Consider the following 13042-nt stretch of genomic DNA (forward strand, 5'->3'; position numbering starts at 1 on the left):
TCCCCCTAGCCGCCCGCCGCCACGGCGGTGGATTCGCCGTCTTCCGAATCCTCGGCCGGCCGCAAATAGCTGTAGTTGAAGACGACGGTGAAGTTGTAGACGTTCCCCACCTGCTGCGTGTTGCGCAGGATCGGTTCCTGGAAGGCGGGTACCCGGTCGAGGTTCTCGATGAAATTGGCCACCGCGTTCGGATTGAAAGCCCGGCCGGTCAAGGTCACCGAACGGTTGTTCATCGAGAGGTTGTCGAGCCAGAGGAGTTCCGGCAAGGCGGTCGAAATGGCGTCCATCACCTGCACTGGACCCTGTTGGTTGCGCCGCAGATCCTTGATCACCGCAATCTTGTGTTCGAGTTCCGCCTGCCGCGCCTTGTACTGCTCGACCTCTTGAATGATCTCTTCGAGTTCCGCCACCTTGGCCCGTGCCCGGGCCAAGGCCTGATCGTTTTCCTTGATCTCCGAGTGCAGGCCCCACCACCACAGGGCGAATGCGAGAATCGCCGCGACCACCACCAACCCGAGCACGATCGGCGCCCATTCCCGCTGGCTCGGCCCCGGCTCGAGGCGGCTACCCTTGCGCGCCGCAACCGGCTTGCGCCCCTCGGAGAGTAGATTGATCTTGATCATCGGTCGTCTAATCCCCCGCCTTGCGAATCGCCAAACCGATCACCACGGCCAACATCGGAGCAATGCCGCGCAGCCACTCCGAGTTGAACTCCCGCTCGGAATAGTGGATCCGCCGCAGCGGATCCATCAGTTCGACGGACACTTCGAAGCGCTCCCTCAGAACCTGCTCCAGGTTAGGCGTCAGGGCGCAGCCACCGGACAGGTAGAGCTGGTCCACCGGGCCTTCGGACGCCGTGGCCGAGAAGAAGTCGAAGGTCTTTTGAATCTCCGAGGCCATCTCCGCCGACACGGCATCGAGCACCGGTCGCGCATCGGCCAGGCTGTAGCGGTCGACGGACTCGCCGCGCTTGAGCTGTTCCGCCTGTTCGAAGGAGAGGTTGAACTCGCGCTGCAGGGACTCCGTGAACTGATTCCCACCGAAGGAGATGTCGCGCCAGAAAACCGTCGCCCCGCGGGCCAGGACGTTGATGTTGGTGACGCCGGCGCCCATATTGATCAGGGCCACGGTCTTCAGCGGATCGAGATCGTAGTTGGCTTCGAATGCGTTCTGGATGGCGAAGGCATCGACATCGACCAGCACCGGCGACTTGCCGGTCTGGCTGATCACGGAGGTGTAGTCGTTGACTTTGTCACGCTTGACCGCTACCAGCAGCACTTCCATATTGTCGTGACCCGGTTCGCCCTCGTTGAGGACGACATAGTCCAGGCGCACGTCATTGATGTCGAAGGGGATGTACTGCTCGGCCTCCCACTGGATGGACTCGGCGAGCTCGTCCGCCGGCATCGAGGGCAGCTGAATCTTTTTGATGATGACCGAGTGACCGGACAGCGAGGTCGCATAATTCGCCGTCTTGACTCCGGTCTCGCTATTGAGTTTGTGGATGGCGTCGACCACCAGGGACGAATCCATGATCGAACCGTCCACGATCGCTTCCGGCGAAAGCGGTTCCACATCGAGGTGCTGTAGGTGGTAGTCCCCAGGCTTCTTCTCGCGAACTTCCGCCAACTTGACGGCGGAACTGCCGAGATCGAGGCCTACGACCCCCTTGTTTCTCGAAAAGAACATGACAGCCCAGCCCCTCAAGAAATCAGTAATGAAAAAATCAGTAATGACGGCTATTTACCGCCGGATAGTTCAAGTGCCGACGCAGCCTAGCAGCACGAACCAAAGGAGTCAAGAAGCGAATGCATTCATGGCAATAACTTAGGTTTCACCTGGGTTCAGCCCGGAAGTATATCGCTATTCTGTGCTAGAGCGAAACGCATAGGATTCCTTGCGTAGCGGTGGCCCTCTGAAGGATCGGGCGAAACAGGGGTGGCTTCAGCCGCGCGGCTGGAGAGCGTCGGCTCGCCGCTGGGCCTCTTCTCTCACTTCGTCCAGGCGGCGATTGAACTTCGGAACGGACATCTGCGTGTCGTAGGTATGCGCCTTGATGAACAGCCGGACCCGACCGTCTTGCCTGGCATATCAGATGAAGCGACCGATCTTAGCAAAGGGGTTCACTGTCAAGGCGATGCAGGCCGGAATGGAGGTTGTCCCAGCGCGACGCTTCTGATATGTTCGCCGCCCTTAGGCGAAGGAAGGAGCTAGAAAACCATGGCGAAATGTGAATTGTGCGGTAAGGGAACGACTTTCGGGCGGAGCATCAGCCACGCCCACAACGTCACTAACCGCCCCTTCAAGGCAAACCTGCAGAAGGTCCGCGCACTGATCGACGGCTCGACCCAGCGTATCTGGGCTTGCACCCGCTGCATCCGCAACGGCGCCGTCCAGAAGCCGCCGGCGCGCAACTGGACTCCGGACACCACGTCCGCGAGCTAGCAGGCCAAGCCCCAGGGCGCCGGACCGGTGCCCGCCGCAGTACTCCCCACTCCAGCAAGACGTTCCCGGACTCCCGACGAGGGAGCGGCCGGAAAACGTCTCGCTCGAGTGGCGAAGCGTGCAGCAAAGGCGGCGTAGACGAAGGCTAGGTCGCCGGCGAGAAGTTCTCCGGTGGACCCTGCTGTCGGCCGTGAACGGCCTCGAACTCCTTCGCGTAGCGGCTGTACTTCGCTCGCCACACCCCCCAGGCGAACTTGGCGAGGATGCCGCCCTGGGCGAGCAGTTCGAGGTTTTCGAGGCACATCTCCCAGCCGGCCGCGCTGCGCGCCCCCTTGGACGGGTCGTCGAGGAACTCGGTAAAAGACAACCGGCACCCCTCTCCGTCGGCGCGGAGTTCCCAGCGCAGGATGCTGTCGCTCCAGCGGAACTCCAGCAGGTGCGGGGGATCCACCGCCAAGACCTCTCCTCGCAATTCCCCCTCCGGCAACGCCTCACCCTCGGCGCCAGGGAAGGCGAAGCGGAGCCTGGCGCCGACCTTCCACTCGCCGGCCACCTCGGCCGGGAACCACCGATTCAACAGTTCGCGTTCGGTGAGAACCCGCCAGACCTTCTCCACCGGATGCGCCAGGCGGCGCTCAAAGGCCAGTTCGTACTTCGCGCCGGCCTTGCTGAAGGTAGCTTTCATCTTCCATCCTCCATCGCGTCGAGGGTTCGTTCCATGGCGTCGAGACGGTCCTCCCAGAAGGCCCGGTAGGGAGCCAACCAGTCGTCGACCTCGCGCAATCTTTCGGGGTTCAAGCGGTAGATCCGGCGCTGCGCATCCACCCGCACCGAGGCGAGGCCGGTCTCGCGCAGCACGCGGAGCTGCTTGGAAACCGCCGGCTGGCTCATCCCCAGCCGATCCACGAGGTCTCCCACGGACAGCTCGCCCCCGAGAAGCTCGTCGAGGAGACGTCGACGAGTGGGATCGGCCAACAGCTCAAACGCGGTCTGCATGGACTGAATATAACGACTAAGGCATATAACCGTCAAGGCACTACCGCACTGAACTCACCGTGCCCCCGCCCGCGGGCCGGACATGCGGCGGTCGACGCTGCGCACGCCGGCCAGGGCGCGCACCCGGCGAACGATCTTGTCCAGATGTTTGCTGTCGCGCACCTGCACCACCACGCTGATCAGCCCGCGGTTGGCTTCTTCGGTCTCTGCCTGGAGATGGGCGATGTTCGACTCCTGATCGGCGATCACCTCGGCCAGCCGCGCCAGAATGCCCGGCCGGTCCTCCGTTTCGATGGTCAGAGAAATGCGGTAGAGGTCATCTTTTTGGCGGGCCCACTCCACCTCGATCTCCCGCTCCGGGTTGTAGAGCAGGTTGCGCACGTTGGGGCAGGCCAGGGAATGGACCGACACCCCGCGGCCGCGGGTGATGTAGCCGATGATGTCTTCCCCCGGTAGGGGATTGCAGCACTGGGCGAGGAAGGCCAGCATGTCGCCGTGCCCCTTGACCACGATCGGCCCGTGACCGAAGGGCAGAATCTTGTTGACCACCTTGCGGATGCGGCTCGGCTCCGGCGCCTTCTCTTCGGAGGGCTCGTTCGGCAACACCCGCTCGATGATGTGACGGGCCGAAAGCTTGCCATAGCCCAGCCGGGAGAGCAGATCGTCCTCGCCGTTGATGCCGTCTTCTTCCAGCACCGTGGTGAACCGGTCGAGGTCATAGAACCGCTTGAGGCTGTATTTGTAGCGCCGCAGCTCTTTCTCCAGTAGCCGCCGGCCGATCTCGATGGCGCGCTGCTTCTGCTGGGTGTTGAGCCACTGGCGGATCTTGCTCTTGGCCCGCGAGGTGGCCACGAAGGTCAACCAGTCGCGGCTCGGCTGGCGATTCGGCGCCGTCATGATCTCGACCATGTCGCCGTTCTGGAGTTCCGCCCGGAGCGGCACCAGCTTGCCGTTCACCCGCGCGCCGGAGCAGTGGTGGCCAACATCCGTGTGCACCTTGTAGGCAAAATCCAGCGGCGTGGCGCCGCGGGGAAAGGAGAACACCTCGCCCTTGGGACTGAACACATAGACCTCGTCCGGATAGAGGTCGATCTTCAAGGTGGTCAAGAAGGTGCGCGGGTCGTCAACTTCCTTCTGCCAGTCCAAAAGCTGCCGCAGCCAAAGGATGTTGGCATCCTCCGCCGGCGATGCCTTGCCCTCCTTGTAGCGCCAGTGGGCCGCGATGCCCTCCTCGGCGATGCGGTCCATCTCACGGGTGCGGATCTGCACCTCGAAAGGCTGCCCGCGCTCCGCCACCACGGTGGTATGGAGGGACTGATAGAGATTCGGCTTGGGCATGGCGATGTAGTCCTTGAAGCGGCCGGGGATCGGCCGCCAGTGCTGGTGGACCACGCCCAGTGCGGCGTAGGTGTCGCGCAGGTTTCGGGTGATGATGCGGAAGGCCAGGTAGTCGTAGAGCCGCGAGATGTCGATCCCCTGCCGACGAAGCTTGTGGTAGATCGAGTAGTAGCGCTTCACCCGGAAGGTGATCTCCGCCTCGATGCCGGCCGTTTCCAGGTGACCGCCCAGGTCCTGACGGATGCGCTCGACGGTTCCCTTGGCCCCCTTCATCTTCTCCGCCACGCTGGCAAAGAGCTCGGCGAACTGATGGGGATACAGGTAGAAGAAGGCGAGATCCTCCAAGTCGCCTTTCACCCGGCTCATGCCCAGGCGGTTGGCGATCGGCGCGTAGATCTCCAACGTCTCGCGCGAGATGCGCCGCCGCGCATCGCTCGGCATGTGCTGCAGGGTCTCCATGTTGTGGAGACGGTCCGCCAGCTTGACGACCACCACCCGAATGTCCTTGGCGGAGGCGAGGATCATCTTGCGGAACGTCTCCGCTTGCGCCTGATCGCGGCGCACATATTCATGACGCCCGATCTTGGTCACCCCATCGACCATATCGGTGATCTCTTCGCCGAAGTGCTCGATCAGCTCCTCACGGGTGGCAAGGGTGTCTTCCAGCACATCGTGCAGCAGGCCGACGGCCACGCAGACGTGGTCGAACTTCAGGTCCGCCAACAGGTAGGCGACGGTCAGCGGGTGGCTGACATAGGGCTCGCCGGAACGGCGCTTTTGATCGAGGTGCTTCTCGGCGGTGAATTCGTAGACCGAGCGCAGAAGCGACTCGTCGACCATCCGTCCGTGCTCTTTCAGGCGATCGATCACCTGCTCGATGTCCCGCACTTTGGGACTCGCCACCGGGGGCTTGAGCTTGGATGATCGGACAGACGGCATCTTGGGGCCGGTCCCCGCGAAGAAAAGACCGTCGGCGAGGGAGGACCGATTATAGGACAGCCGTCAAGAGGCATCGGTGACCACAAACGCACAACGGGGCCGCGCCGGAGAGGCACGACCCCGCAATCCACAGACCGCCTTGTGGAACCGCGATCAGGCCGGGTTCTGGGCCGCCTTTCGGGCCTTCGCCTCGGCGCCGAACCACTGCTCCCACAGCAGGGCGAAGGGGCTGGCGACGAACACCGAAGAGTAGGTGCCGACGATGATGCCGATGGTCAGGACGAAGGCAAAGCCGCGCAGGACGTCACCACCCAGGAAAAGCAGCGAACCGACCACGCACAAGGTGGTACCGGAGGTGAGCACCGTGCGGGACAGGGTTTGGTTGATGCTCTGGTTCATCGTATCGACCAGCGGCTTGCGGCGGGCGCGCCGCATGTTCTCGCGCACCCGGTCGAAGATCACCACCGTGTCGTTGACCGAATAGCCGACCAGAGTCAAGAAGCCCGCGATGGTGGTGAGGTTGAACTCGAAGCCGGCCAGGGCATAGATGCCAATGCACACCAGCACGTCGTGCACCACCGCCACCAGCGCCCCGATACCGAACCGAAGCTCGAAACGCACCCAGATGTAGGCCAACATGCCCAGCAGCGACATCGCCACCGCCAGAATGCCCTTGATGCGCAGTTCTTCACCGATCTGTGGGCCGACGTTTTCGACCCCGAGGATCGAGAAACTGCCCAGGTAGACCTTCTCCTTCAGCGCATCGACCACCCCCGGCGGCACGTCTTCGATGGCGGCCACCTGACCCCACGAGGTGAAGATGCCTTGCTCGCGGCGCTGTTCGATGATGCGCTCGGCCATCTGGGTGTAGGCCTGCTGCGCTGCGAGATCGCCCCCCAGGGACGTCGGGTCGGCCTCTAGCAGGGCGGCGGTCAAGTCCTCCACCCCTTCGCGGTTCAGATCCGAGTCTTCCGAACGGCCGTCATTGAACTGCTGGTCGAGGGCTTCGACGATCTGGGCTCGGCGCCCTTCCTCGCTGCCTTCGAGGGTCGACGTTTTGAGGATCACCTCGTTCGCATCCTCGTCCCCGAAGCGCTGGATTAGAGCTTCGTCCATCCCCGCCCCGACCAGCACCTCACGGATCACGTCCACCTGCGGCTCCTCCTGGAACTGGAGGGTGAGCTGCGTGCCGCCCGCGAAGTCGATACCGATGTTGAGTTTTTTCTGGACGAAGACCGTGGTGATGCCGGTGAGCACCAAGATGGCTGAGATGACGACCATCACCTTCCGGTACTTCATGAAGTCAATGCGTGTGTCGCGGAAAAACTCCATGACAACTCCTTCTCAAGCCTTGCCGAAGGGACAGGGCAGGGACTAAATCGAAAGCCGCTCGACGCGCTTGCGACGTGAATAGATCAGATCGAAGATCCACCGGCTGACGATCACCGCGGTAAACACCGAAGCGAAGATACCGATGGACAGGGTGACGGCGAAGCCGCGAATCGGGCCGGTTCCGAACTGGAACAGGAACAGTGAGGCGATCAGGGTGGTGATGTTGGCGTCCAGAATGGACGACAAGGCCTTACCGAAACCGGCGTCGATGGCCGACCGGATGGTCCGTCCCACCCGCAGCTCTTCTCGGATGCGCTCGAACACCAGCACGTTCGCGTCGACCGCCATACCGATGGTCAGGATGATGCCGGCAATGCCCGGCAGGGTCAGGGTCGCACCGAAATAGGCCAGGGCTCCGAACACCAGGATCACATCGAGCACCAGCACGACGATGGCGTTGATGCCGGTGAAGCGGTAGACCACCAGCATGATCAGGATCACCAGGGCGCCGCCGACGAGACCCGCCCGCAAGCCCTTCTTGATCGAATCGCGACCGAGGGACGGACCGACGGTGCGTTCCTCGAGGTAGGTGATGCCGGCCGGCAGAGCGCCGGTGCGCAGCACCATCGACAGATCCTCGACCTCCTGCTGGGTGAAGTTGCCCTCGATCACGCCGCTGTCGCTGATCCGGCTGTTGATCACCGGCGCCGTCACCACCTTGCCGTCGAGCACGATCGCCAAACCACGCCCGACGTTGGCGCCGGTGGCTTCGCCGAAGCGATCCGCGCCGTCCGCCTTGAAGGTGAAGTTGACCACCGGCTCCTGATACTGGCCGAGAGTCGGCCGGGCGTTCTTGAGATCGCGGCCGGTCACCACGCTCTTCGATTCGACGGCAAACCACTCCAGCGGCTGGCCCCGTTCGTCGCGCTCCGCACCTTCCATGATTTCGACGCCGGCAGGAATCTGACCGCCGTAGTTTTGCAGCACCGCCTCGCGGCTCGAGACACCGGTGCCGCCTTGGCGCGGGAACTCGGTGAAGCGGAATTCCAGGAAGGCGGTGCGCTTGATCAACTCGCGCACGCGGTCTTGATCGTCAACGCCCGGAAGCTGCACCACCAGCCGGTCCGTATCGCCAAGCGGGGTGATGGTGGGCTCCGTCACACCGAAGGCGTCCACCCGATTGCGGATCGTCTCCAGGGCCTGACGCACGGACAGGCGCTCGATGTCGCGCACGTTGGCATTGGTCATGGTGAAGGTCAGGTCGCCACCGCTGCGGCTCGAGTCCCAGGCGGCGGCGCCGACGCTGTTGCGGAAGCCATCGACGATCTCGCGCAGCGTATCCACCGTCTCGGCGGTCACGCCGCTCACCCGGAAGTTGCGGTCGTCCACCTTGGCGACCTGCAGTTCCGGCAGGTCGCGATCCTCGGCCAGAGAGACCAGACGCTCTATGTCCTTGTCGATCTCCGAGCCGACGGCATCTTCGGTCTGCACCTGGAGCACCAGGTACATACCGCCCTGCAGATCGAGGCCGAGGCGAATGCGCTCGTCGACGGGGAAAGCAGAAAAAACAGCAAGGGCGACGACCAGCAAGATCAGTCCACCCCGAATCAAAAGGCTCCGGTTCATTTCTTCTGTCCTTCCTCTTGGCCTTCGAGGCCGGCGATGGCGGAGCGGGCGACGCGAATTTTCACGTTGTCCGCCACCTTCAGAATCAGCGTCGAACCCTGGTCGCCGCTCACCTCGCCGTAGATGCCGCCGTTGGTGTACACCTTGTCACCCTTCTTCAGGTTGGCGATCAGTTCCTGCAGCGCTTTCTGCTTCTTGCGCATCGGCATGAACAGAATGAGGTAGAAGATGCCGAAGATCAGCAGCATCGGCATGAAGGCCATGAAGGGACTCTGGGCCTCTTGAGCGAGCACGAAGAGCGATGAAGTCATGGGTCCGCGGTTCCAGGTAGTGACGTTTTTCGAGGGGACTGACTGGAGTCAGGCAACCCGCTGTTGACCCGCGCGCAGCCATGCCGTGCACGGACCAGCCTGCGCGGCCCGACCGAGACCATGGAGAATAGAAGACCGGATCGCGCATTGCAAGTCCGGCGAAGGGCGAAAAAACTCAAGCGGTACCGGCCCGTGAGGCGCTGAAGGAGGCCAGTTCCCCGGCCGCAATGGCGGCCCTCAGATCCGCCATCAGGGAGAGATAGAAAAACAGATTGTGCTGGGTCGCCAAAACCCCGGCGGTGAACTCCCGGCAGCGAAACAGGTGATGGAGGAAGGCTCGGCTGACGGTGCTACAGGTCGGGCACCGGCAGTGCTCGTCCACCGGCCGGTCGTCTCGCCCGAATCGCGCGTTCTTGAGCTTGACAACGCCCTGCCGGGTAAACAGGTTGCCGTGGCGGGCATTGCGCGCCGGCAGCACGCAGTCAAAGAGGTCCACTCCCTGGCTGACGGCGTGAAGCAGATCCTCCGGATACCCCACGCCCATCAGATACCGCGGCCGGTCCTCCGGCAGCACCGGGGCCGTCACTTCGACCACTTTGCGGCGGTCCGCGTCGGGCTCCCCAACGCTCACCCCGCCGATGGCGTAGCCCTGGAGGTCGAGTTCCGCCAGTTCGCGCCCGGCGCGCTCCCGCAGCGCCGGGAAGACGCTGCCCTGGACGATGCCGAAGAGGGCGCCCCGCCACTGCCCATCGAGTCCCTCGCGCCGCGCCGCCGGCAACGCTTCCTTCGCCCGCCGCGCCCAGTCCAGGGTGCGCCGCCAGGAGGCCGCTGCCGTCGCCTGGTCCACCGGCCAGGGCGGGCACTCGTCCAACATCATGGCGATGTCCACGCCCAAACGGGCCTGCAGCTTCACTACCTTCTCGGGCGTGAATCGCATGGCGTCGCCGTCCACGTGGCTGCGAAAGGACACGCCGTCGTCGTCAACGGTGCGCAGATCCGACAGGCTGAACACCTGGAAGCCGCCGCTGTCCGTGAGGATCGGCCCGGACCAGCCGGTGAAGCGATGGAGGCCGCCCAACTCACGCACCGCCTCCACCCCCGGCCGCACCTCGAGGTGATAGAGGTTCGAGAGCATCACCTGGGCTCCCAGATCTTCGAGGGAGGAAGGGCCGAGGCCTTTAACGGCACCGAGGGTGCCCACCGGCATGAACGCCGGGGTCTCGATCGACCCGTGAGGGGTGACCAGGCGGCCGCAGCGGGCCGCACCGTCGCGGTGGAGGACTTCGAACTGCAAGGGAAAGAGGCCTACCCGCTTCTAGGCAAGCCCATTCGGCGAACCTCGACTTCGTCCGTCAGCTCTAGATCGAAGCTCTCCGCGGGAATTCCGGCGTTGATCTTGAGGTCTTCGAAGCGGTACTCGGTCGAGTCCCCGTCGGCCCCCACGTGCTCCAGCCGCACCGGCAGATAGCGCTCGGAATCCACCCACAGGGTCATCGACTCCAGCTTTTTGGCGATGCGCGCATAGCGCGGCTTCATCCGCAGTTCGTAGGGCTCTCCCTCGGAGGCTGGAAAGCTCACCCGCACGTCGAAGTAGTCGAGCAACGTTTCCATCGAACCGCTGGCGCCCAGGTACTTGAAGACCTGGCTCGAGTAGCGACCAATCTCCAGGGTCTCAGCGCGCTGTAGATCGCGATACCAGGTGGTCATCTCCTTGCCGTCGATCACCACCGAGATGGGAGTCGGCGCCGTGTACTCCCAGCGCACGCGATCCGGGGCGGCGTAGAGGAAGGTGCCTTCGGACTCTTCCGGTTCCAGCAACAGAGCGCTCTCCTGGTGCTGAGTGAAGCGCGCTTCGAGGGTTTGAAGATCGCCCTGAGCGGCCTTGATGCGCTCGATCAGTGCCGCCAGGCGCTGGGAGCCGGACAGGGAAGTGTCCGCCGGGTCGGCGTCCGCCGGCCACACCGCGGCCGGCACGGTAAGAGCGATCGCCAGCGCCACGAGAACGAAGAGCGGAGATCGAACCATCGTATGCATGCTATCTCCCGAAGTAGGGGTTCCCTGGGTGGAGACGGGGAGAGTCCCGAGCACTCGAAGATCCCCGTGCGTGCACCATAACAAGGCGGGCTCCCGCGGCATTTCCGGAGAGGCCGGGGAGGGCCGATCTATGGCTGTTTTCAGGCGGTTGACAGCTCTGCCGACCGGGTGCTAGCTTCGCGGCCACTTTCAATACAAACAGGCCCTGTAGACCGGAACTTTGGGAGCGAATCATGTCGGACATCAAGTTGGGAGCCAAGCACATCTGTTCGAGTTGCGGCGCCAAGTTCTATGACCTGGGCAAGGGCACGCTGATCTGCCCGAAGTGCGGCACCGATCAGAACGAAGTCCCCGAGGCCGAGAAGGAGAAGGCGAAAAAGAAAACCGCACCCCCTCCGGAACCCGATGAGACCGAAGAGTCCCTCGAAGACGAGGAAGAAGACGATAGCGACAAGGAGCTGGAGCTGGACGTCAACAAAGCCCGCGGCGAAGGCGCCTCCGGCGACGACGACGACGAGGACGACGAGGAGGACGACGACGAGGAGGGCGAGGAGGAAGTCGGGGTAGACGCCGAGGAGCTCGACGACCTCGATGATGAGGACGAGGAAGAGGGCGACGACGACTGATCCGCGGGAACCCGATCCGGATCGATCGCCGGCACCTCGCAGCGGGCGAGCGTCCAAGGGGCAGCAAACCTTCGCCCTGGGGCTGGGGGCCAACCTTCCCCGGGGCGGACAGTCCGCGGCGAACACGCTCCTGCAGGCGATCGGCGCCCTCACCCGCCACCTGGGACCCCTCGAAACCGCCTCCCTCTACCGCTCGGCACCGATGAGCCGCCAGCCGGCCGCTTCGCCGCAAGAGATCGACCGGCAGCCGAACTACTACAACACCGCCGTCACCGGCATAACGGACTTGTCGCCGGACGCACTCCTCGCCCTCGCCAAGGCCTTCGAGCTGGCCGCCGGGCGCGAGGGCGACCCCTACCGACAGGACGCGCCTCGAACCCTCGATATCGACCTACTGCTCTACGGCCGCCGCGAGCATCCTTGCGGCGACCGACCGGAGCTGACCCTTCCCCACCCGCGCCTGCGGCAGCGACGCTTCGTGCTGGAACCGCTGGCGGAGTTGCTGCCGGACTGGCCGCTGCCGCCGGACGGCCGCACCGTTCGTGATGTGCTGCCGGAGGTCCTTTCCCAGCGGGTCGAGCGCCGACCCTGGCCGCCCACGGCGGGAAATGACTGCGCGCCACCATGATCGGCGCCGTCACCTTTCTGCTGGCCTTTCTGGTGTTCGGCAGTCACGTCGTCCTACCCTGGAGGCTCGCGACGCGGCCGACGCCGCGCCGCCGCGGCTGGGCGCTCCTCGCTCTCCCGTCGCTCTTCGTGGTGCTCCTCACCGGCGGCTGGTGGCTCTCCTCCCACCCCGATACCCTGCTCGGGGCCGGCTGGGGAAGCCGCTCCGTCAGCGACCTCATCGTACGTTCCCTCGCCGTCACCCTGCCGGTGTTGATCCTGGTGGACTCGGTTTTGTTGGTCGGCTGGCGCAAGCTGGAGGATTTGGGCTGGCGATTGGCCGCCGGCCTGGGGCTCGTCGCATCCCTCTCCGCCGGGGCCTTTCTGGAGCTGCTGCGCACCGGCGAGGGACCCTGGAGCCGGCCGGCGGTCCTCGCCTTCGCCACCGCCTGCCACGGCCTGGTGGCCTTGGCGGCCGGCGAGGCCACCACTGGGCGGGCGACCGGACCACGACCGGTTTTCGCTCCGCTCGCCGCCCTCGCCCTGCCGCTCTACCTTTTCCTGCTTCCGGAGGCCCTGCGCGACGTCCTCCATGCGGAGGGCTGGGGCATCACGGCCCTGGCCTGCGGCCTGTTGCTCTTCGCCGCCCGCTGGCTTCCGCCACGGCTCCGGCGGCCGGCGCTCTTCGCGGCGATCGCTCTGTGGTCGCTCTTCCTGGGCCTTGCCAGCGAAACCTCCACCCGTCTACCGCATTCGAGGGCCGCGCCGGTGGTGCTACCGGGGGTCTAG

At 64.3% G+C, this 13042-nt stretch carries 14 protein-coding genes; 4 read left to right on the forward strand and 10 right to left on the reverse strand.

Annotation, left to right across the window (positions count from 1 at the left end; genetic code table 11):
- Nucleotides 1–5: 5 nt before the first annotated feature.
- Complete coding sequence (locus tag AAF481_09020; protein ID MEM7481301.1) at nt 6–623, reverse strand: PilN domain-containing protein; 618 nt, start codon at nt 621–623, stop codon at nt 6–8.
- A gap of 7 nt (nt 624–630) precedes the next feature.
- Nucleotides 631–1689, reverse strand: a complete 1059-nt coding sequence (gene pilM / locus AAF481_09025; GenBank protein ID MEM7481302.1) for a type IV pilus assembly protein PilM — start codon at nt 1687–1689, stop codon at nt 631–633.
- 531 nt (nt 1690–2220) lie between these two features.
- Between pilM and rpmB the strand changes: the two genes are divergently transcribed.
- On the forward strand, nt 2221–2445 hold the full coding sequence (gene rpmB, locus AAF481_09030; protein ID MEM7481303.1) for a 50S ribosomal protein L28: 225 nt from the start codon (nt 2221–2223) through the stop codon (nt 2443–2445).
- 145 nt (nt 2446–2590) lie between these two features.
- Here the strand turns inward: rpmB and AAF481_09035 are convergent, their stop codons facing one another.
- From AAF481_09035 to AAF481_09070, 8 genes are all read right to left on the reverse strand, one after another.
- On the reverse strand, nt 2591–3130 hold the full coding sequence (locus tag AAF481_09035) for an SRPBCC family protein (GenBank protein ID MEM7481304.1): 540 nt from the start codon (nt 3128–3130) through the stop codon (nt 2591–2593).
- Nucleotides 3127–3441, reverse strand: a complete 315-nt coding sequence (locus tag AAF481_09040) for a metalloregulator ArsR/SmtB family transcription factor (protein MEM7481305.1) — start codon at nt 3439–3441, stop codon at nt 3127–3129. The genes AAF481_09035 and AAF481_09040 overlap by 4 nt, the downstream gene beginning before the upstream one ends.
- A gap of 54 nt (nt 3442–3495) precedes the next feature.
- A complete protein-coding gene (locus AAF481_09045) occupies nt 3496–5682 on the reverse strand; it encodes a bifunctional (p)ppGpp synthetase/guanosine-3',5'-bis(diphosphate) 3'-pyrophosphohydrolase (protein ID MEM7481306.1) in 2187 nt (728 codons plus the stop codon).
- Between the two features lie 189 nt (nt 5683–5871).
- Nucleotides 5872–7050: a protein translocase subunit SecF gene (gene secF / locus AAF481_09050; GenBank protein ID MEM7481307.1), complete on the reverse strand. Its 1179-nt coding sequence runs from the start codon at nt 7048–7050 to the stop codon at nt 5872–5874.
- Nucleotides 7051–7092: 42 nt separating this feature from the next.
- Nucleotides 7093–8676 carry a protein translocase subunit SecD gene (secD, locus tag AAF481_09055; protein MEM7481308.1) on the reverse strand — a complete coding sequence of 528 codons (1584 nt, stop codon included), beginning with the start codon at nt 8674–8676 and terminating at the stop codon, nt 7093–7095.
- Nucleotides 8673–8987 (reverse strand): preprotein translocase subunit YajC, encoded by a 315-nt coding sequence (gene yajC / locus AAF481_09060; protein ID MEM7481309.1) that lies wholly within the window; start codon nt 8985–8987, stop codon nt 8673–8675. The genes secD and yajC overlap by 4 nt, the downstream gene beginning before the upstream one ends.
- Nucleotides 8988–9162: 175 nt before the next feature.
- On the reverse strand, nt 9163–10281 hold the full coding sequence (gene tgt, locus AAF481_09065) for a tRNA guanosine(34) transglycosylase Tgt (GenBank protein ID MEM7481310.1): 1119 nt from the start codon (nt 10279–10281) through the stop codon (nt 9163–9165).
- A gap of 11 nt (nt 10282–10292) precedes the next feature.
- Nucleotides 10293–11012, reverse strand: coding sequence for an outer membrane lipoprotein carrier protein LolA (locus tag AAF481_09070; protein MEM7481311.1), 720 nt, complete (start codon nt 11010–11012; stop codon nt 10293–10295).
- A gap of 242 nt (nt 11013–11254) precedes the next feature.
- Here AAF481_09070 and AAF481_09075 point away from each other — a divergent pair, with 242 nt between their 5' ends.
- From AAF481_09075 to AAF481_09085, 3 genes are read left to right on the forward strand one after another with little or no spacing between them, the layout of a single operon-like run.
- On the forward strand, nt 11255–11647 hold the full coding sequence (locus tag AAF481_09075; GenBank protein MEM7481312.1) for an FYDLN acid domain-containing protein: 393 nt from the start codon (nt 11255–11257) through the stop codon (nt 11645–11647).
- Nucleotides 11613–12275 carry a 2-amino-4-hydroxy-6-hydroxymethyldihydropteridine diphosphokinase gene (gene folK / locus AAF481_09080; protein ID MEM7481313.1) on the forward strand — a complete coding sequence of 221 codons (663 nt, stop codon included), beginning with the start codon at nt 11613–11615 and terminating at the stop codon, nt 12273–12275. Before AAF481_09075 ends, folK begins: the two co-directional genes overlap by 35 nt.
- Nucleotides 12272–13042: a hypothetical protein gene (locus AAF481_09085; protein ID MEM7481314.1), complete on the forward strand. Its 771-nt coding sequence runs from the start codon at nt 12272–12274 to the stop codon at nt 13040–13042. Before folK ends, AAF481_09085 begins: the two co-directional genes overlap by 4 nt.

Source organism: Acidobacteriota bacterium, assembly GCA_039030395.1.
Taxonomy (GTDB): domain Bacteria; phylum Acidobacteriota; class Thermoanaerobaculia; order Multivoradales; family JBCCEF01; genus JBCCEF01.